The 20,759-nt window shown below is 31.7% G+C and carries 20 protein-coding genes and 1 tRNA gene; 18 read left to right on the forward strand and 3 right to left on the reverse strand.

Going from position 1 to position 20,759, the window contains the following annotated elements; all coding sequences use genetic code 11:
- Positions 1-13 precede the first annotated feature (13 nt).
- From K8354_RS11605 to rodA, 13 genes are all read left to right on the forward strand, one after another.
- Positions 14-1,237: a sigma 54-interacting transcriptional regulator gene (locus K8354_RS11605; protein ID WP_223439805.1), complete on the forward strand. Its 1,224-nt coding sequence runs from the start codon at positions 14-16 to the stop codon at positions 1,235-1,237.
- A 112-nt stretch (positions 1,238-1,349) separates the two neighbouring features.
- On the forward strand, positions 1,350-1,847 hold the full coding sequence (locus tag K8354_RS11610; protein ID WP_223439807.1) for an LptE family protein: 498 nt from the start codon (positions 1,350-1,352) through the stop codon (positions 1,845-1,847).
- Positions 1,848-1,880: 33 nt separating this feature from the next.
- Positions 1,881-2,642: a DUF8458 domain-containing protein gene (locus K8354_RS11615; protein WP_223439809.1), complete on the forward strand. Its 762-nt coding sequence runs from the start codon at positions 1,881-1,883 to the stop codon at positions 2,640-2,642.
- Positions 2,639-2,962 carry a preprotein translocase subunit SecG gene (gene secG / locus K8354_RS11620; RefSeq protein ID WP_223439811.1) on the forward strand — a complete coding sequence of 108 codons (324 nt, stop codon included), beginning with the start codon at positions 2,639-2,641 and terminating at the stop codon, positions 2,960-2,962. Before K8354_RS11615 ends, secG begins: the two co-directional genes overlap by 4 nt.
- Before the next feature lie 193 nt (positions 2,963-3,155).
- A complete protein-coding gene (locus K8354_RS11625) occupies positions 3,156-3,431 on the forward strand; it encodes a co-chaperone GroES (protein ID WP_223439813.1) in 276 nt (91 codons plus the stop codon).
- Between the two features lie 119 nt (positions 3,432-3,550).
- Positions 3,551-5,185, forward strand: coding sequence for a chaperonin GroEL (groL, locus tag K8354_RS11630; RefSeq protein ID WP_223439815.1), 1,635 nt, complete (start codon positions 3,551-3,553; stop codon positions 5,183-5,185).
- A 234-nt stretch (positions 5,186-5,419) separates the two neighbouring features.
- Positions 5,420-5,875: a GAF domain-containing protein gene (locus K8354_RS11635; RefSeq protein ID WP_223439816.1), complete on the forward strand. Its 456-nt coding sequence runs from the start codon at positions 5,420-5,422 to the stop codon at positions 5,873-5,875.
- A gap of 166 nt (positions 5,876-6,041) precedes the next feature.
- Positions 6,042-7,568 carry a bifunctional phosphoribosylaminoimidazolecarboxamide formyltransferase/IMP cyclohydrolase gene (gene purH, locus K8354_RS11640; protein ID WP_223439818.1) on the forward strand — a complete coding sequence of 509 codons (1,527 nt, stop codon included), beginning with the start codon at positions 6,042-6,044 and terminating at the stop codon, positions 7,566-7,568.
- A gap of 77 nt (positions 7,569-7,645) precedes the next feature.
- Positions 7,646-8,674: a rod shape-determining protein gene (locus K8354_RS11645; protein WP_223439820.1), complete on the forward strand. Its 1,029-nt coding sequence runs from the start codon at positions 7,646-7,648 to the stop codon at positions 8,672-8,674.
- Between the two features lie 19 nt (positions 8,675-8,693).
- Entirely contained in the window at positions 8,694-9,521 is an 828-nt protein-coding gene (gene mreC / locus K8354_RS11650) for a rod shape-determining protein MreC (RefSeq protein WP_223439822.1), read from the forward strand.
- On the forward strand, positions 9,514-10,017 hold the full coding sequence (gene mreD / locus K8354_RS11655) for a rod shape-determining protein MreD (protein ID WP_223439823.1): 504 nt from the start codon (positions 9,514-9,516) through the stop codon (positions 10,015-10,017). The genes mreC and mreD overlap by 8 nt, the downstream gene beginning before the upstream one ends.
- Complete coding sequence (gene mrdA / locus K8354_RS11660; RefSeq protein ID WP_223439825.1) at positions 10,017-11,906, forward strand: penicillin-binding protein 2; 1,890 nt, start codon at positions 10,017-10,019, stop codon at positions 11,904-11,906. The genes mreD and mrdA overlap by 1 nt, the downstream gene beginning before the upstream one ends.
- Complete coding sequence (gene rodA / locus K8354_RS11665; RefSeq protein ID WP_223439827.1) at positions 11,887-13,167, forward strand: rod shape-determining protein RodA; 1,281 nt, start codon at positions 11,887-11,889, stop codon at positions 13,165-13,167. Before mrdA ends, rodA begins: the two co-directional genes overlap by 20 nt.
- 77 nt (positions 13,168-13,244) lie before the next feature.
- On the opposite strand, the gene rpsT is transcribed toward rodA, so the two are convergent.
- The 3 genes from rpsT to proS form a co-directional block, all read right to left on the reverse strand.
- On the reverse strand, positions 13,245-13,496 hold the full coding sequence (rpsT, locus tag K8354_RS11670) for a 30S ribosomal protein S20 (RefSeq protein WP_223439829.1): 252 nt from the start codon (positions 13,494-13,496) through the stop codon (positions 13,245-13,247).
- A 36-nt stretch (positions 13,497-13,532) separates the two neighbouring features.
- Positions 13,533-13,604, reverse strand: a tRNA-Glu gene (locus tag K8354_RS11675).
- A 95-nt stretch (positions 13,605-13,699) separates the two neighbouring features.
- Positions 13,700-15,178: a proline--tRNA ligase gene (proS, locus tag K8354_RS11680; RefSeq protein WP_223439831.1), complete on the reverse strand. Its 1,479-nt coding sequence runs from the start codon at positions 15,176-15,178 to the stop codon at positions 13,700-13,702.
- 155 nt (positions 15,179-15,333) lie between these two features.
- Here proS and K8354_RS11685 point away from each other — a divergent pair, with 155 nt between their 5' ends.
- The 5 genes from K8354_RS11685 to porT all read left to right on the forward strand — a co-directional run bounded on the left by K8354_RS11685 (position 15,334) and on the right by porT (position 20,697).
- Complete coding sequence (locus K8354_RS11685; RefSeq protein WP_223439833.1) at positions 15,334-16,482, forward strand: sulfur globule family protein; 1,149 nt, start codon at positions 15,334-15,336, stop codon at positions 16,480-16,482.
- A 30-nt stretch (positions 16,483-16,512) separates the two neighbouring features.
- The gene (locus K8354_RS11690) at positions 16,513-17,916 is read left to right on the forward strand and encodes an OmpP1/FadL family transporter (RefSeq protein WP_223439835.1); all 1,404 of its coding nucleotides are present in this window, start codon (positions 16,513-16,515) and stop codon (positions 17,914-17,916) included.
- 104 nt (positions 17,917-18,020) lie between these two features.
- On the forward strand, positions 18,021-18,926 hold the full coding sequence (locus K8354_RS11695) for a NifU family protein (RefSeq protein ID WP_223439837.1): 906 nt from the start codon (positions 18,021-18,023) through the stop codon (positions 18,924-18,926).
- Positions 18,927-19,259: 333 nt separating this feature from the next.
- On the forward strand, positions 19,260-19,991 hold the full coding sequence (gene ubiE / locus K8354_RS11700) for a bifunctional demethylmenaquinone methyltransferase/2-methoxy-6-polyprenyl-1,4-benzoquinol methylase UbiE (RefSeq protein WP_223439839.1): 732 nt from the start codon (positions 19,260-19,262) through the stop codon (positions 19,989-19,991).
- Between the two features lies 1 nt (position 19,992).
- A complete protein-coding gene (porT, locus tag K8354_RS11705; protein WP_223439841.1) occupies positions 19,993-20,697 on the forward strand; it encodes a type IX secretion/gliding motility protein PorT/SprT in 705 nt (234 codons plus the stop codon).
- The last annotated feature ends 62 nt before the right edge of the window (positions 20,698-20,759 follow it).

The following is a 20,759-nucleotide window of genomic DNA, read 5'->3' on the forward strand; positions in this document are numbered from 1 at the left end:
TAAAAGGGGGAATATGGAAAACATACAAGCAATAAAACAACGTTTCGGAATTATCGGTAACGATATTCATCTTAATAGAGCTTTAGAAAAAGCGGTAAGAGTTGCTCCTACAGATATTTCTGTGTTAGTTACCGGAGAAAGTGGTGTTGGTAAAGAGAGTATTCCTAAAATTATACATTCTTTATCTCACAGAAAACATGCAAAATATATTGCTGTAAACTGTGGAGCCATTCCTGAAGGAACGATTGATAGTGAATTATTTGGCCACGAAAAAGGTGCTTTTACGGGCGCAACCCAAGACCGAAAAGGATATTTTGAAGTTACAGACGGTGGTACCATTTTTTTAGATGAGGTAGGCGAATTACCTTTAACCACCCAAGTACGTTTATTGCGGGTTTTAGAAAACGGAGAATTTATAAAAGTAGGTTCATCAAAAGTCATCAAAACAAATGTTAGAATTGTAGCGGCAACCAATGTTAATATGCAAACTGCCATTGAAAAGGAAAAATTTAGAGAAGATTTATACTATAGATTGAGTACTGTAGAAATTCATTTACCTCCTTTAAGAGAACGAAATGAAGATATTCATTTATTGTTTCGAAAATTCGCATCCGATTTTGCTCAAAAATACAGAATGCCTTCTATTCGATTGGATGAAAACGCTGTGAGCATCTTATTAAATTATCGTTTTCCGGGGAATATTCGTCAATTAAAAAATTTAGCAGAACAAATTTCTGTGATTGAAGAAACGAGAGTAGTTTCTGCATTAAAACTGCAACAATATTTACCAAATAATAAAGGAAATTTTCCGGCAGTAATTGGTGGTAAAAAAGAAAATGATTTTTCTACAGAGCGCGATATCATGTATAAAATTTTATTTGATATGCGAAATGACATTAATGATCTAAAAAAACTGACGTTAGATTTAATGAAAAACGGAAATACCGAAGAAGTGCAAGAAGAAAATCATCAGTTGTTAGAAAAAATTTATAGCAATCAAGAATTAAAAGATAACGATATTGAAGTTTTAAAAATTCCACAAAATTCATCCGCAGAAAAAGAATACGATTTTATAGAAACCATTGAAGAAGATGAATCTTTATCTTTACAAGACAAGGAAATTGAAATGATTAAAAAGTCGCTCGAAAAAAATAATAATAAACGTAAATTAGCGGCAAAAGAGTTAGGGATTTCTGAAAGAACTCTTTACAGAAAAATTAAACAATACGATTTATAAACGAATATAATTGTTAACTCTAGTATCCGTTCAAATGATTTCGATTTTTCATCGAAATTGTAACCAGAACTTTGTAAAAACTATTGAAATACTGAATTACAAATAATTAAAAATGAAAAAAATAATTTTATCACTACTAATTATGACAACTTTAATTGGTTGCGGAGCATATTCCTTTACAGGCGGAAATACAGGTGATGCAAAAACAATTCAAATTGATTTTTTTCCGAACCAAGCACCCTTAGTAGAACCTGTTTTAACGCAACGTTTTACAAATGATTTACAAGATTTATTTACACGTCAAACCAATTTAACCTTAACGCCTTCTAATGGCGATTTATATTTCAGCGGAGAAATAACCGGTTTTAGAGTAACGCCAATGAGCGGAACCTCTGATCAAACTGCGGCGCAAAACAGATTAACCGTTACCGTTAATGTTCGTTTTGTAAATAAACTAGTAGAAAAAGATGATTTTGAAAAAACATTTTCTTTCTATTCTGATTTTGATGCCAATGCTCAATTAACAGGGGGTGTTTTAGACGCTGCTTTAGATGAAATTGTAGAACGACTTACGCAAGATATTTTTAATGCATCGGTTGCAAAGTGGTAAAATAATTCAAAATTTATTATTTAAAAGTACAAGTTGAAAACAGCTAATTTTATCAATCTATTAAAAAACGAATCTAAAATTGAGCACGAAACTACGGCTGAATTGAGATCGATTGTTGAAAATTTTCCATATTTTCAGAGCGCGAGAGCCCTGTATATAAAAGGATTAAACAATCAAGATAGTTTTAAATACAATAAAGAATTAAAAGTAACAGCGGCGTGCACAACAGACAGAGCTGTTTTGTTTGATTTTATTACATCCAAAGAATTTAAGAATTCAGAAGTTATTCAAAAACCCACTGTGCAAACAGTTTCTCAAGAAAAAGTAATTCCTGTTGAAATAGAAACTGAACCAGTTTTAACACCGATTAAAAATACTGAAGAAACTGAACAAGTTTTAGAAGTTGGCAAACCTATTCCTTTTTCAGAATCAGAAAATTATTCTTTTAATCAATGGCTGCAACTTTCTACAAAAAAAACAATCAACAGAAAAGTATCGCACGAAAATAAAAAAGAAAAAGTTAATGATACTATAGAAATTATTGAAAAGTTTATTCAAAATAACCCAAAAATAAAACCCCTTTCTAAAGACAAAAGTATTGCTATTTCAATTACGAAAAACAAACAAGATTCTTCTTTAATGACAGAGACTTTAGCCAAAGTGTATCTAGAGCAAAAGAAGTACGAAAACGCTAAGCAAGCATACCGAATATTAAGTTTGAAATATCCAGAAAAAAGTGGTTTCTTTGCAGACCAAATTAAAAGAATACAAATTTTACAAAAAAATAAATTATGAGTTATACAGCATTTTTAATCCTAATCTTGGTTGTAGCAGTCGCTTTAATATTAATCGTTATGGTACAAAATCCAAAAGGAGGAGGCTTATCCTCTTCATTTGGTGGTGGTGGAGCACAGTCTTTAGGAGGTGTACAAAACACAAACAATTTTTTAGACAGAACAACCTGGACATTGGCTATAGCTATGTTTGCTTTAATTTTATTAGCAAATTTTGCAATTCCTAGAGAAGGTGATAACAATGTTAATTTAGACAACACTTTAGAAGGAACGGCTCCGATAGAAAACACAGTTCCCGCAGGAAACGATAGCATTCAATAATACCATAGTATACAAATTACAAAATGCCAACGTAAATGACACGTTGGCATTTTTTTATGCAGTAATTTTAGCTTAAAAAATCAATGAAAGCAAAATTGTCAGTTTTAAACTATTGGCATAATTACTGTTTATTTGAACTAAAAATTATTAATTAATCAATCTATTATATATAGGTTAAAATTTATAAATAAACATGGGATTAAACATTAAGCCTTTAGCAGACAGAGTTCTTGTAGAACCTGCACCAGCAGAAACAACAACAGCATCTGGATTAATCATACCAGACAACGCAAAAGAGAAACCTCAAAAAGGAACTGTTGTAGCTGTAGGAAGTGGTAAAATAGATGAACCATTAACGGTTAAAGTCGGTGATACCGTACTATATGGTAAATATGCAGGTACAGACTTAAAATTAGAAGGAAAGGATTATTTAATGATGCGTGAATCTGATATTTTAGCGATTATCTAGCCCATCCTAACCTTCCTGAAGGGAAGGAAAACTAACCGAAAAAAAATAAAAACAAATATTTGTTCCGAGCGAAAAACTTTAAACTTTAAACTTGGAACCTTAAACTTAAACTAAAAAGTATGGCAAAAGATATAAAATTTGATATAGAAGCTAGAGATGGCTTAAAAAGAGGAGTTGACGCTCTTGCAAATGCAGTAAAAGTAACATTAGGACCTAAAGGAAGAAATGTAATTATTTCTAAGTCTTTTGGAGCACCAACTGTAACTAAAGACGGAGTTTCTGTTGCTAAAGAGGTTGAGTTAGCCGATGAGCTAGAAAACATGGGCGCTCAAATGGTAAAAGAAGTAGCGTCTAAAACCAACGATTTAGCAGGTGATGGAACAACCACTGCAACTGTTTTAGCACAAGCAATTGTAAAAGAAGGATTAAAAAACGTTGCCGCAGGAGCCAATCCGATGGATTTAAAACGTGGTATTGATAAAGCTGTAGCTGCAATTGTTGCCGATTTAGAAAAACAAGCTCAAGAAGTTGGAAATTCCTCAGAAAAAATAAAACAAGTTGCAGCAATTTCTGCAAATAACGATGACATTATTGGCGACTTAATTGCAACTGCTTTTACCAAAGTAGGTAAAGAAGGTGTTATTACTGTGGAAGAGGCTAAAGGAATGGAAACGTATGTGGACGTTGTGGAAGGTATGCAATTTGACAGAGGTTATTTATCGCCTTATTTTGTTACCGATGCAGATAAAATGATTGCAGATTTAGAAAATCCTTATGTATTGTTATTCGACAAAAAGATTTCTAACTTGCAAGAAATTTTACCAATTTTAGAGCCAGTTTCTCAATCTGGTAGACCTTTATTAATTATTGCAGAAGATGTAGATGGCCAAGCATTAGCCACCTTAGTCGTGAATAAATTAAGAGGTGGTTTAAAAATTGCTGCTGTAAAAGCTCCTGGTTTTGGAGACAGAAGAAAAGCAATGTTAGAAGACATCGCAATTTTAACTGGAGGTACTGTAATTTCTGAAGAAAGAGGATTCTCTTTAGAAAATGCAACCTTAGATTTATTAGGAACTGCAGAAGGAATTACAATTGATAAAGACAACACAACTATCGTAAATGGTTCTGGAGATGCAGAGGCTATTAAAGCAAGAGTAAACCAAATTAAAGCCCAAATAGAAACAACAACTTCTGATTACGATAAAGAAAAACTACAAGAACGTTTGGCTAAATTAGCTGGTGGTGTTGCCGTTTTATATGTAGGTGCTGCTTCTGAAGTAGAAATGAAAGAAAAGAAAGATAGAGTTGATGATGCTTTACATGCAACAAGAGCGGCCGTTGAAGAAGGTATTGTTGCTGGTGGTGGTGTTGCTTTTGTTCGTGCTAAAAAAGTACTAGAAAAATTAGTTACAGATAATTTAGATGAAACAACAGGTGTACAAATCATTAATAAAGCCATTGAAGCACCTTTGCGAATTATCGTTGAAAATGCTGGTGGTGAAGGATCTGTAGTATTAAACAAGGTTCTAGAAGGTGAAAATAATTTTGGTTATAATGCTAAGACAGACGAATATGTAGACATGCTTGAAGCTGGAATTATAGATCCTAAAAAAGTAACTAGAGTTGCTTTAGAAAATGCAGCTTCTGTTGCTGGTATGATTTTAACTACAGAATGCGCTTTAATAGATATTAAAGAAGACGCTTCTGGTGGTGGAATGCCTCCAATGGGTGGTGGAATGCCAGGGATGATGTAGTGGATAATCGCTATAAATAATTAGCTTACTCTTGTTTTTTAAATGTAAGTTGATCTTCTTTTTAGAATTATAAAAGTCCGTTAGAATTAATTTTCTAACGGATTTTTAATTTCTTGAATCTAGCAATTATAAAAATTATTTAATGGTATAATTACAATCAGATATTTTAACTTTGTACTATAATATTTTTAGTCAATTTTTGAGTAAAAAATAAATTAATTCGAGTTTAAAATTATGAATATACCAGTTTTATCAAAAGAAATAGATCAAATTATAGCTAGTTCATCCCATAAAAAAGAAAAACTACAAGCTATTTGCGATTATTTAGAAAGTGAAATATCGTATTATGATTGGGTAGGGTTTTATTTTAAAAATGGTGAGAAAGATGAACTAAAATTAGCACAATATACTGGCGAAGAAACCGAACATACCATCATTCCTTTTGGTAAGGGCATTTGCGGACAAGTTGCCGTTAGTAATAAAAATTTTGTGGTTCAAGATGTTGCTGAACAAGACAATTATATTTCTTGTGGTTGGAAAGTAAAATCTGAAATTGTGATTCCCATTTTTGTGAATGGAGAAAATATTGGGCAAATAGATATTGATTCGCATACTGCCAATACTTTTACAGATAATGACACTGTTTTATTGGAATATGTTTGCAAAAAAGTGGCTACCATTTTACAATAAATTGCAATGAATTATCGAATTAAAAGAGAATAAAACGTAAAGAATACTTTAAATTATAAATGAATACTTATTTTTTTGTTAATTACTCTCTTATTTTGTTACTATCTTTTTATTGTAGTTCTTTTAATGTTTGTTTAGTTTTGCATGCTTAACAAGACAATAACTAATGAGCACTTCCAAAACTATTAAATCTGCCTTAATTTCTGTATTTCACAAAGATGGTTTAGCACCAATTGTACAAAAATTAAATGAACTTAATGTAACAATTTATTCTACAGGTGGAACCGAAAAATTTATCAAAGAACTAGGTATTGATGTTGTTCCTGTAGAAGACGTTACTTCGTATCCTTCTATTTTAGGCGGAAGAGTAAAAACATTACACCCAAAAGTTTTTGGAGGAATTTTAAACAGACAAGATCATCCAGGTGATGTTGCTGAAATGGAAGAATATAATATTCCACAGTTAGATTTGGTAATTGTTGACTTATATCCGTTTGAAAAAACAGTTGCTTCTGGAGCTGCAGAACAAGATATTGTTGAGAAAATTGATATTGGTGGTATTTCTTTAATTAGAGCATCTGCCAAAAATTTTAAAGATACATTTACAGTTTCTTCTATGGAACAATATGATGAGTTTTTAGAAATTTTATCAGAAAACAATGGAGAAACATCTTTAGAACAAAGAAAGAAATTTGCTGCAAAATCTTTTAATGTTTCCTCTCATTACGATACGGCCATTTTTAATTATTTTAATGAAGACGAGGTTGTGTATAAAGCGAGTGAAACTACTTCTAAAGTTTTACGTTACGGAGAAAACCCGCATCAAAAAGGATATTTCTTTGGCGATTTAGAAGCTATGTTCGATAAATTACATGGTAAAGAATTAAGCTACAATAACTTATTAGATGTTGATGCTGCTGTAAACCTAATGAACGAGTTTATTGGTGAAGACCCAACATTTGCCGTTTTAAAGCACAATAATGCTTGCGGATTTGCGCAAAGAGATACCATAAAACAAGCATATCTAGATGCATTAGCCGGAGATCCTGTTTCTGCTTTTGGAGGCGTTTTAATTTCTAATAAAGAGATTAATGCAGAAACTGCTGCTGAAATTCATAAATTATTTTGTGAAGTAGTTATTGCTCCTTCGTATTCTGATGATGCTTTATCAACTTTAAAAGGAAAGAAAAATAGAGTTATTTTAGTTCAGAAATCTACAGAATTACCGGTTCAAAATGTAAGAACTGCATTAAACGGATTGTTGGTACAAGACAAAGATTCTAAAACGGACACTTTAGAAGACTTGACTTACGTTACCGACAGGCAACCATCTGAAAGTGAGATTAAAGATTTACTGTTTGCTTCTAAAATATGTAAGCATACAAAATCTAACACCATTGTTTTTACAAAAAATAATCAGCTTTTAGCTAGTGGAACTGGGCAAACTAGTAGAGTTGATGCTTTAAACCAAGCGATAGAAAAAGCTAATAACTTTGGGTTTGATTTAAACGGCGCTGTAATGGCAAGCGATGCCTTTTTCCCTTTTCCTGACTGTGTAGAAATTGCAGATAAAGCTGGTATAAAAAGTGTTATTCAGCCTGGTGGATCCATCAAAGATCAATTAAGCATAGACTACTGTAATGCCAATAATTTATCGATGGTAATGACAGGAACAAGACATTTTAAACATTAATAAAATAAACAGATTTACAAGATTAATTTTAGTAGCTTTGTAGATATTGAATTGCTTCAAATTAAGATAGATATTTTATGGGTTTTTTTGATTTTATGACAGAAGATATTGCGATCGATTTAGGTACCGCAAATACTTTGATAATTCACAACGGAAAAGTTGTGATCGATGCACCCTCTATTGTTGCTAGAAATAGATTGACTGGTAAAATTATTGCTATTGGACAAGAAGCGAATTTAATGCAGGGGAAAACGCACGAAAACATAAAAACAATTCGTCCTTTAAAAGACGGCGTAATTGCAGATTTTCAAGCGTCAGAAGAAATGATAAAGGAGTTTGTAAAGCAAATTCCATCGATTAAAAAGAAACTATTTCCACCAGCTTTAAGAATGGTTATTTGCATTCCATCAGGAATTACAGAGGTAGAAAAACGTGCTGTAAGAGATTCTGCCAAACACATGAATGCAAAAGAAATATACTTAATTTATGAACCAATGGCTGCTGCTATTGGCGTTGGTATTGATATTATGGAACCAAAAGGAAACATGATTATCGATATAGGTGGTGGTACAACTGAAATCGCTGTTATTGCGCTAGCGGGCATTGTTTGTGATCAATCTGTAAAAGTTGCCGGAGATTTATTTACTAGCGATATTATGTATTATATGCGTACTCAACACAATTTACATGTTGGGGAAACTACTGCAGAGAAAATAAAAATTACCATTGGGGCTGCTACAGAAGATTTAGATTCGCCTCCAGAAGAAATGTTGGTTCAAGGTAGAGATTTATTGAGCGGTAAACCAAAACAAGTGCAGGTTTCTTTTAGAGAAATAGCAAAAGCTTTAGACAAATCTATTTTAAGAATAGAAGACGCTGTAATGGAAACACTCTCTAAAACACCTCCAGAATTGGCTGCCGATATTTACAATACAGGCATTTATTTAGCAGGTGGTGGCTCTATGTTAAGAGGTTTGGATAAACGTTTATCTCGTAAAACAGACTTACCTGTCTACGTAACCGAAGATCCTTTAAGAGCTGTAGTTCGTGGAACAGGAATTGCCTTAAAAGAATTAAAAAAATACAAAAATGTTTTAATGAACTAACATTTTTAATGCGCTAATAATGCAGCAACTCATCTTTTTTTTTCAAAAGTTTAGGTACTTTCTGTTTTTTTTATGCTTACAAGGCATAGCACTCACCTTAACATTTAACAATCTTGCCTTTCAGAAAAGTAAATTTGTAAACTCTGCCAATTTAGTTACTGGAAGAATTTATGATGCATCTTCTTATTTTTCAGAATATCTAAATTTAAAATCTGAAAACATTTTATTATCCCAAGAAAACACTCGGCTAAAAAATATTTTAGAAAAAAATATTGCCACTCATTCTAATATGGACTCTGTGGTTGTTGATTCTTTAAAATATCATCAAAAGTATACTTTTACAGATGCTAAAGTCATCAATAATACGTATACAAAACAATTTAATTTTCTAACAATTAATAAAGGTAAAAACCAAGGAGTTTCTAAAGAAATGGCAGTTATAAACAGTAAAGGAATTATCGGTATTACTGATAATTCTTCGAAAAATTACACTCGAGTGCAATCCATTTTAAATAGAAATAGTAAAATTAATGCGCGCTTAAAAAACAGTAATTATTTTGGTTCTTTAGGCTGGAATGGACTAAATTATAGCATCGCACAGCTTTCTGATTTACCAAGACAAGCCCCTATAAAAGTTGGAGATACAATTGAAACTGGAGGGAAATCGACTATTTTTCCTGAAGGAGTTTTAATCGGTACTATTTCTAAAATTAACAAAGAAAATACTGCAGATAATGAAGTAGATATTACATTATTTAATGATATGAGTAATTTAGGATTTGTATATGTTATTAAGAATTTAGACAAAGAAGAAATAAAATTACTAGAAACTATTGACAATGAATAAACCTACTAACTTATTGTTTTTATTTTTTTTCTTGCTTTTTTTACAAGTATTTGTTTTAAATAATATTTTATTTCTCGGTTATATTAATCCATACTCATATATTGCCTTTGTCTTTATTTACCCATTAAAAGAAAAAAGAATTCCGTTTCTTTTTTTTAGTTTCTTATTAGGTCTCTTTGTCGATTTTTTTTCTGATTCTGGAGGCATCCATGCTTTTTCAATTTTGTCAATAGCTTATATGAGACTCTTTTTTATAAAGTTGTATTTCAGAAAAGAAACTGCAGATTTTCCTTTTTTTAATTTAAAATCAGAATCTTTTGGTAAAGTTTTTAACTATACAGTAACTTTAACAATAATTCATCACCTTATCTACTTTTCTTTTGCTAATTTTAGCCTACAAAATTTTTCTAACGTACTTTTAAATGTACTTTATTCAAGTATTTTTACGTTAACTTTATATTTTTCAGGAACCTATATTTTTACGACAAGCAAATAATGCAAAGAAGTTTTTTACTCTATTTTTTAATCACCCTCGTTGGTCTTATTTTTATCGGGCGATTATATCAACTTCAAATTATTAGAAGCGATAACTACGATCCCATTCATAATTCTGCTGTAAAAATTGAATATGATTACCCAGAGCGCGGCTATATTTACGATAGAAATGGAAAACTATTAGTAGCCAATCAACTTTCGTATGATGTAATGGTACAACCCAATAAAGTAACCCCATTAGATACTTTAGAGTTTTGTAAGCTTTTAAAAATTGAGACCACAGATTTTAAAAAGAGATTTAAAAAAGCGGAAGGATACGCTACCTATTTGCCTTCTGTTTTTTTAAAACAATTAGCAAAAGAGGATTATGCTTATCTTCAAGAAAAACTACATAAATATGCAGGATTCTACATTCAAAAGAGAACTATAAGAAATTACCCAATAAAAGCGGCCGCAAATGTTTTAGGTTATATTGGCGAAGTAAATGAAGAAAGAGCAAGAAAAAGCGACTATTACGAACAAGGAGAATTAGAAGGAAAAGACGGTGTAGAAAAACAGTATGAAAATGTTTTAAGAGGTAAAAAAGGTAAAAAATATTTAAAAAGAAATAATCTTAATAAAGTTACGGGTACTTATAAAAATGGCACTTATGATACACTTCCAGAAGATGGAAAGGACTTAACATTAACATTAGACATCGATTTACAAGTATATGCCCAACTATTAATGAAAGGAAAACGTGGTGGAATCGTTGCTATTGAACCCACTACTGGAGAAATATTAGCATTAGTGACCGCCCCAACGTACGATCCAAATATGTTAGTTGGTAGAAAACGTTCTAAAAATTCGGTTTTACTATTTAATGATACTATTAGTAAACCTTCTTATGACCGCGGGTTATTAGCTGCTTATTCACCTGGTTCTCCTTTTAAGATGATGAATGCTTTAATTGGTTTGCAAGAAAATGTAATTAATCAGCAAACCTCTTTTAAATGTTATAACGGCTTTAGATATGGCGGTAGATCAGGAGCTTTTATGGGATGCCATTGTGGTATTTACGGTAAACCTATTCAATTAAAAACAGCTATTTCTAAATCCTGCAACAGCTACTTTTCCAACACCTATAAGAGAATCATAGAAAAAAATAATAACCCTACAGAGGGCTTAAATACATGGCATGATCACGCAGCTAGCTTTGGTTTAGGTAATTTTTTAGGATATGATTTACCTGCGGGTCAAAAAGGTTTAATTCCTGACGGAGAATACTATAATCAAAGATTAAATTATAGATGGAATGGTTCTTCCACCATCTCTAATGCCATTGGTCAGGGCGAAATATTAACAACACCTATTCAATTAGCAAATTTCACCACCGCAATTTCGAATAGAGGTTATTTTTATACACCACATATTGTAAAGAAAATTGGTCAAAAAAACATTGATAATCCTGAATACACAAACCCCAAAAAAACGACAATAAACCAAGAACATTTTGAACCTGTTATTGAAGCTATGCATGAAGTTTTTAAAACAGGTACAGGAAGATGGAGTCAAGTAAAAGGAATTGAAATTTGCGGAAAAACAGGAACCGCAGAAAATTTTATTATTGTTGATGGTTTTAAAGAACAGCTTGCAGATCATTCTATTTTAGTAGCTTTTGCACCAAAAGATAACCCTAAAATTGCGCTCGCCGTTTTCGTTGAAAATGGAGGATATGGCTCTACAATTGCAGCTCCGATTACAAGTTTATTGATTGAGAAATACATCAATGGTAAAATTTCTAAACAAAGCAAATACAGAGAATCAAGCATGTTAAACATGAGCTTACAAGAAATTTACAACAAACAAATTCAAAAACCATTAGAAGAAATTGCGTCAGGAACAAAATAATATTTTTGCTGGTATCGATTGGATTCTAGTACTTATCTATATAATTTTAATTGGTTTCGGTTGGTTAAACATTTTTGCTGCTTCTAAAACCGAAGATAATGTTGAAATTTTAGACTTTTCCACAAAATATGGTAAACAATTAATCTGGATCGGTTTAAGCATTCCTTTAATCATTATTATTCTATTTTTTAATTCTAAATTTTACGAACAATTTGCTACCATTTTATACCTGATTTCTATTGTTAGCTTAGTATTATTGTTTCCTTTTGGAAAAGAAATTAATGGAGCAAAATCTTGGTTTAATTTCGGACCCATGAGTTTGCAGCCTTCAGAATTTGTAAAAGCTTTTACAGCCTTAGCCGTTGCCAAATTATTAAGTGATAGACAATATAATTTTAAACTTATAAAAAATCAAATAAAAGCATTTATTATAGTCTTTTTTCCTGCTTTTTTAATTTTTTTACAACCCGACGCAGGTTCTGCCGTCATTTATTTATCATTCTTTTTTGTGCTAAATAGAGAAGGTTTAACCTTAAACTATATTATATTAGGTACTACATTTATTGCCCTGTTTATACTAACCATATTTTTTGGTCCTAAATGGATGTTTATTTCAACGTTTCTTTTTATTTCGATGCTAGTTTCTTATCTTCTTTACCGAGGAGGAAAACTTTTTTTACGTTTTAATTGGCATAAGATGTTAGGTATTTATTTAGTTGTAGGGGTATTTATTTTTGGTACGAGTTACACTTATGAGAATATTTTAGCTTCGCATCAAAAAGATCGGTTTGACATTTTATTGGGAATAAAAACAGATAATAGAGGTATCGGATACAATTCCTATCAATCAGAATTAACGATTAGTTCAGGAGGATTTAACGGTAAAGGGTTTCTAAAAGGAGATTTAACGCAAGGAGATTTTGTACCAGAGCAACATACTGATTATATTTTTAGTACTGTAGGAGAAGAATGGGGCTTTTTAGGCAGCAGCTTGGTAATTATTCTATTTATGCTCTTAATGTATAGAATAATTTATTTAGCAGAAACACATACTAATAAATTTGGTAGAATTTATGGCTATGGTTTGGCTTCTATTTTATTCTTTCATGTAATCGTAAACATTGGCATGGTTATAGGCTTATTACCAACCGTAGGAATACCTCTACCTTTTTTTAGTTATGGAGGCTCTTCTTTGTGGGGTTTTACAATCTTACTTTTTATCTTTATTCGACTAGATGCCCATAAGGACTATGATTTATAAAATTCAGTAAAATAGTAAACAATAAAAAACTCTGAATTTTTATTCAGAGTTTTTAAATTTTATAGGTCTTTAAAATATTACAATGCTGCAACGTGCTTTGTTAATTTAGATTTTAAGTTGGCAGCTTTATTTTTATGTATAATATTATTTTTAGCTAACTTATCTAACATTGAGATTACATTACCTAATTTACCTTCTGCATCTTTTTTATCTTCTACTGAACGTAAATCTCTAACAGCATTACGAGTTGTTTTATGCTGATACTTGTTGAGTAACCTTTTAGATTCGTTACTTCTAATTCTCTTTAATGCTGACTTGTGATTTGCCATAACTTTATTTTCTTCGTTTTTTAATTAAAACTTTTGTAGTCCGTACGGGAATCGAACCCGTGTTACATGGATGAAAACCATGCGTCCTAACCCCTAGACGAACGGACCATAACAATTAAATACTTCTTAATTGCGGGTGCAAATATACAACGTTTTTTAAGTTGTGCAATAATTTTTGAAAAAAAATTACTTTTTTTTTCAAATTAATATGCTTTCGCAAAAAGCACTCGTTTAGCAGATGGTTTTCCTGTTAAAACACAAACTCCAAATTCTTCTTTTGCGTCATTCGGTATGCATCGAATTGTGGCTTTTGTATATTCTTTTATTTTGTCTTCTGTTTCTTCTGTTCCATCCCAATGAGCAGATACAAAACCACCTGTATTTTTAATGGCTTTTTTAAATTCTTTAAAATCGTTTACTTCTGTAGTATGTTCCTTTCTAAAATTGATAGCTTTTCGAAATAAATTCTCCTGTATTTGTTCTAAAAGATTTTCAATAAATACAACTACTTCATCTTGATTTACTATTTGTTTTTCTAGGGTATCTCTTCGGGCAATTTCTAATGTTCCATTTTCTAAATCTCGATTTCCAATAGCAATTCTAATCGGAACTCCCTTTAATTCATATTCTGCGAATTTTGCACCAGGTCTATAGGTATCTCTATCATCATACTTCACCGAAATTGCTTTTTTACGTAACTCCTTTACAATTTCATTTACTTTCTGTGATATAGCGTCTAATTGCTCCTCATTTTTATAAATTGGAACAATTACCACTTGAATTGGTGCTAATTTAGGAGGTAAAACCAAACCAAAATCATCAGAGTGGGTCATGATTAACCCTCCTATTAGACGTGTAGAGACTCCCCAAGAAGTTGCCCAAACATATTCTTGCTTTCCTTCTTTAGAAGTAAATTTTACATCAAAAGCTTTGGCAAAATTCTGACCTAAAAAATGACTTGTTCCTGCTTGTAATGCTTTTCCATCTTGCATTAAAGCTTCAATAGTAAAAGTTTCCTCTGCCCCAGCAAAACGCTCGCTATCAGATTTAACACCTCTAATAACCGGCATCGCCATAAAATTTTCTGCAAATTCAGCATATACTTCTTGCATTTGTTTTGCTTCTGCTACTGCTTCTGTTTTTGTAGCATGTGCTGTATGACCTTCTTGCCATAAAAATTCTGCAGTTCTTAAAAATAAACGAGTTCGCATTTCCCAACGTACCACATTTGCCCATTGATTTATTAATAAAGGTAAATCTCTATAAGATTCAATCCATCCTTTATAAGTGCTCCAAATAATAGCTTCAGAAGTTGGTCTTACCACTAATTCCTCTTCTAATTTTGCTTCAGGATCTACTCTTAACTTCCCTGGTTTATCAGGATCATTTTGCAGTCTGTAATGAGTTACAACCGCGCATTCTTTGGCAAATCCTTCCGCATTTTTTTCTTCAGCTTCAAATAAACTTTTAGGAACGAACAATGGAAAATATGCATTTTGATGACCGGTTTCTTTAAACATTCTGTCCAACTCTGCTTGCATTTTTTCCCAAATAGCAAATCCATAAGGCTTTATAACCATACAGCCTCGCACAGCAGAATTTTCTGCTAAATCAGCTTTCACCACCAATTCATTATACCATTTAGAATAATCTTCTGCTCTTTTCGTTAACTTCTTGCTCATAATCTATTAGTTTGGCATAGATGTTGTATTAATTTAGTTGAAAAATTTTGTTAAAAACAACACATCGCTATTAAAATCGACACAAAATTACTATATTTAAGTGTTTTTAAAGCAAAAATTTCTATTAAAAAGTATTCACTTAAAATTATAATATTATGAAACTACATTATAAAAATTCAAAGCTAAAACACGTAATTTTATTTACAGTGGTTAATTTATTTTTGATTTCATGTGGAACTTATCAAAGTGTCTATAATGAAGACGGAATTTACGGTGAAGTTTCTCCTAAACAAGAAGAAAAAAAGGTAATCGTTGTAGATGAAAAGGAATATGATGAATATGAAGATAATTACTTTACAAAATCCTTAGAAAACCTGCAAAGAATTGAAGCGACCCAAATTTTTACGGATGTAAATTCTTATAACACTGATGCCCCTTTCGTAGAAGATGAAATTATTGATGAAAGTCTAAATTATAATGCAAATCAGCCTTGGGGATATGAAGATAATAATGTAGTTGTTCATATTAATTTAATGAACGATCCTTTTATGTTTGGCAATAATTGGGGAATGGGCTTTTACAACGGTTGGGGTTTCAACAATGGCTGGGGTTTCAACAATGGCTGGGGTTTCAATAACGGTTGGGGATTCAATAACGGTTGGGGATTCAATAATGGCTGGGGCTTTAACAGCGGCTGGGGTTTCAATTACGGTTGGGGTTATAATAGATGGGGTTTTAGAGGACGATTCTTCAATAATTCGAGATGGGCCAATCAATGGGGAGGCTTCAACAACCATTACTGGGGTAATAATAACTTTCAAAGAAATATTCGCTATGGTAGAAGAACCTCGAATAATAACTTAACTAGAATTAACACGGTAAATTCAAGAAATAGAACGAATTCAGGCGTAAGAAATAATAGTACAGTTTCAAACAGAAGGTTATCAAATACAACTAGAAGAAATTCTTCAACAAGATATAGTAGTGCAAACATTGCTAGTAGAGAGGGCTCAAGCACGAATCCTACAAGAAGAATTTCTTCAGAAAGACGGAGCTCTTCGACCATAAGAAGAAGCACTACGCCCACTAGGAGAACCTCTTCTGCCAGAAGAAATAACACAAGTTCTAGAAGTAGTAATGCTAACACAAGAAGATCATCATCTAACAACAGTAGAACTAAATCTTCATCTAATAACACTAGAACAAGTTCATCCTCTACGAGAAGTAGTCGTAGTTCCTCATCTTCAAGAAGTTCGGGATCTAAAAGTTCAAGAAGTAGCGGATCTTCTAGAAGAGGTAATTAATATAATATTCTTAAATAAAAATCTCAAAATATGAAACGATTTTTTATTGTAGCGACCTTGCTCGCACTTACACATACGTCTTTTTCTCAATCTTTAGGCTACCAAGATTTAGGGATTTTATTTTCTCAAAATGATAACAATGGTTCGGCACGTTTTACTGCAATGGGTGGTGCTTTTGGAGCATTAGGTGGCGATATCTCATCAATCAATATAAATCCTGCAGGTTTATCTGTTTTTAATAATAGTATATTTACGGGTAGTTTTAATGTTAGAAGTTCAGATATTGCTTCTAATTATTATGGTAACATCCTAAACACGCAAGATCAATTTATAAATTTATCGCAGGCGGGCGCTGTATTAGTTTTTGATAGTGCTTTCAGTTCAGATTGGAATAAATTTGCTATCGGTTTTAATTACAGAATTACAAAAGATTTTAACGATGGCTTTTTAGCAGAAGGTAACAGTGGTTTTGCCACCTTTACAAATTTTCCTTTAGATATTAATGACCCTGCTTTGGTGTATGATTTTGCTGACGGACAAAATTTTAACAATAGATACAATGGTAAATTAAACGAAATAAATATTGGATTTTCTTCTGTGTATCAACAAAAACTTCATCTAGGTTTGAGTCTTAATTTTTACGATTTAAACTTTAATCAAATATCGACGCTAAGTGAATTTAATAGTGATATAGATGGGAATGAATTAGATGCTTTTTTGTACCAAGAAAATTATACAACAGGAACGGGATTCTCTGCAAATCTTGGATTTATTTACAGGGTACATCAAAATTTTAGATTTGGTATGTCTTATCAAACTCCTACTTGGTTTTCAGAAATTGCTGAAGACAGTAATATTACAAATAATGAAGGTTTTTTTGGAGATACAGAAATTATAGTGAGTAATGACAACCTAATATATGATAATACTTCAGGTGGATTTTTCCCATCCCAAGCATTAATTTATCAGTTGAGAACACCTAGCGTATTCACAGCTAGCTCGGCACTCATATTTGGTAAAAATGGTTTGATTAGTTTTGATTATATCAATAAAAATTTTCAAAGAATAAAACTTTCTGGCGATAACTTTTCTAATGAAAATCAATTTTTTCAAAATGAATTAAAAAACACACACAATTTTAATATTGGTACAGAATGGCGTTTTGATCGTTTTAGCATTAGAGGTGGATATAGTTTTGAACAAACGCCGAATACTACAATTGGCTTAAATAATAACAGCATTCTTAATTTTAGTGATGTTGAAGGTTATTCCTTCGGTGGAGGTTATAACTTTGGGAATTTTAAATTAGATTTTGCCTACACCAACAATAATAGAACGGCCGCCTACAATTTTTATTCAGGTTATAACGCCAATCCAACAAATTTAACCATAGATAATAGGGTATTTACAGCCTCATTAAGTTTAAGCTTGTAAATGAAAATCGTTTATAAAAAAGACCTTGTATTTGTAAAACATACAAGGTCTTTTTTATTACAATTCAGTTTTTTTCTCGTAATTTTGCATCTTATTTTAAGATTATGCAAGAGACAAAAATTACAATTCAAGAAACCACAAACGACACCATATTAAAATTTAATAGTTCTACAGTTTTAATAAATGGAGGTAGTTACGAATATACCAATATCGATGAGGCAAAAGAATCACCTTTAGCACAACAATTATTCTATTTACCTTTTGTAAAAAAGATTTTTGTAACCGCTAATTTTATTGCCATTCAGCGTTTTGATATTGTTCAATGGCTCGATGTGCAAGAAGAAGTTGCAGAACAAATTGAAGCCTATTTAAATGATGGAAATGTGGTAGTTACTGAAAAAACTACGTCAGGCAAAAAGGAAGCAATAGAAGTTTATGCTGAAGTTACTCCGAATCCAGCAGTAATGAAATTCGGTTCTAATAAAGCATTAACGCAAACTGATGTTGAGTTTAAAAATATTGATGAAGCCAGTAAATCATCACCATTAGCACAAGCAATTTTTACATTTCCTTTTGTAAAAGAAGTATTTATATCTGATAACTATATTTCTGTGACCAAATATGATATGGTAGAATGGAATGAGGTTTTTGCAGAATTAAGAACTTTTATTCGTGAATATTTAGTAGCAGGAAAAACCATCATTAAAGAATTACCAAGTAAAACAGTAGCAACCGAAACTGAAGATGTAGCACCTGTTGTTGCTTTAGAAGGTATTCCTGGACAAATTGTAGATATTTTAGATGAATATATAAAACCTGCAGTTGCTGGTGATGGAGGTAACATTGCGTTTAGGTCTTATGATGAAGTTAACAAAGTAGTGAGTGTTGTTTTACAAGGCGCTTGCAGTGGTTGCCCATCCTCTACTGCTACTTTAAAAAACGGAATCGAAACTTTGTTAAAAGATATGTTGCCAAATCAAATTAATGAGGTGATTGCAATTAACGGATAAGAAAGCCCGTTGTAAATCAAACATTTTTTTTTGAAAAAGAAAAATAATAATTGATATTAAAAAAAATACCATTTTCGATATATCATGTTTTGTAAATACATTAAAATGGTTCTTAATTCATTAAAATTAAAAAGAAGCACCTTCGTTAAGGTTATCTTTTAAATAGGATTAAAGAAAAACAAAACCATTTACAACAACATGATATCGCTAATTGGTTTAAAAAACAATTAATTTATACAAACCATAAAAAATAGTTACTCACGCTATGCGTTTCTTCCGAAGTTCTTTCATATTGAACTTATTTAAATAAGGAAGATTAAGGTGGGCTCATTTATGTCAGCAGAAAAAATAAATCCATATAAAGATTCTCAATTAGGAAAAAAAGAGCAAGTTGCTCAAATGTTTGATAATATCTCTGGTAATTATGATGGATTAAACCGTGTTATTTCTCTAGGAATTGATGTAAAATGGCGTAAAAAAGTTGTAGCAATTGTGGGTAAAAATAATCCGAAGCAAATTTTAGATATTGCTACAGGTACCGGAGATTTAGCTTTAATGATGGCCGCCTTAAAACCAGATAGAATTGTGGGTTTAGATATTTCTGCAGGAATGTTAGATGTTGGTAAACAAAAAATTGCCAAAGCTAATTTATCAAATAAAATAGAAATGATTGTAGGTGATTCTGAAGATATGCCTTTTGATGATGCTACTTTTGATGCTATTACAGTTTCTTTTGGTGTTAGAAATTTTGCCAATTTAGCAAAAGGTCTTCAAGAAATTGCAAGAGTTTTAAAACCTACAGGAGTTTTAGTAATTTTAGAAACGTCGAATCCTGTAAAATTTCCTTTTAAGCAAGGATATAAACTTTACACAAATTTATTCTTACCGGTTGTGGGTAAATTGTTTTCCAAAGACAAGGTTGCATACTCGTACTTATCAGAATCTGCAAATTCTTTTCCTTTTGGAGAAGCTTTCAACAATATTTTACAAAAAAATGGGTTTAAACATACAACAGACACTCCAGTAACATTTGGAGTTGCCACAATTTATACCGCAAGTAAGTAAAATGAATCAAAAAATTCTTCTTTTTATTTTTTTCGTAATGATTTCTAAAGTGTTTTTAGCACAAAGAGATCGCGTAGAAAACTTACCTAGCTTCGATAAGAGAAAAATACATTATGGTTTTTACTTGGGTTTAAATCAAAATGATTTTAAACTTAATTATAAAAATAGTGTCATAGCTGAACCCGATATTTCTATTGAACCTGCTGTAGGTTTTAACGTAGGTTTAATTGCAGAATTGCGCCTACATAAAAACTTAAGTTTACGCTTCGAACCAGGCTTAATGAGCAATACGAAAGTAATTTCATTCAATCATTTAGACATCTCTAACCCGGCACAAAGTATTAGAGAAGTTAGTTCTACTTTTTTACATGCTCCTTTGGTCTTTAAATTTAGTACCGACCGATACAAAAATATGCGTCCTTATTTGTTAGGTGGCATTTCTTACGACTACAACTTCTCAAGCAATGAAGACAATCAAGATGATAATTCTGCTGGACAATTTAGAATGAAAACGCACAACTTTATGTACGAGTTAGGCGTGGGCGTTGATATCTATTTATATTTCTTCAAATTTTCACCATCAATTCGTGGTGTTTTTGCTATTAATAATGAGACAAAATACGATGATGACCCTAATAGCCAATGGACTGCTCCTATTAATTTTATGGGAACTCGCGGTGTTTTCTTGAATTTTGCTTTTGAATAATATAATCCTTATCATTTAAAATTACGAAAATAAAAGCTGCTTCACAGCCTTTTACAACCCCA

The sequence above is a fragment of the Polaribacter litorisediminis genome (assembly GCF_019968605.1).
Classification (GTDB): Bacteria; Bacteroidota; Bacteroidia; order Flavobacteriales; family Flavobacteriaceae; genus Polaribacter; species Polaribacter litorisediminis.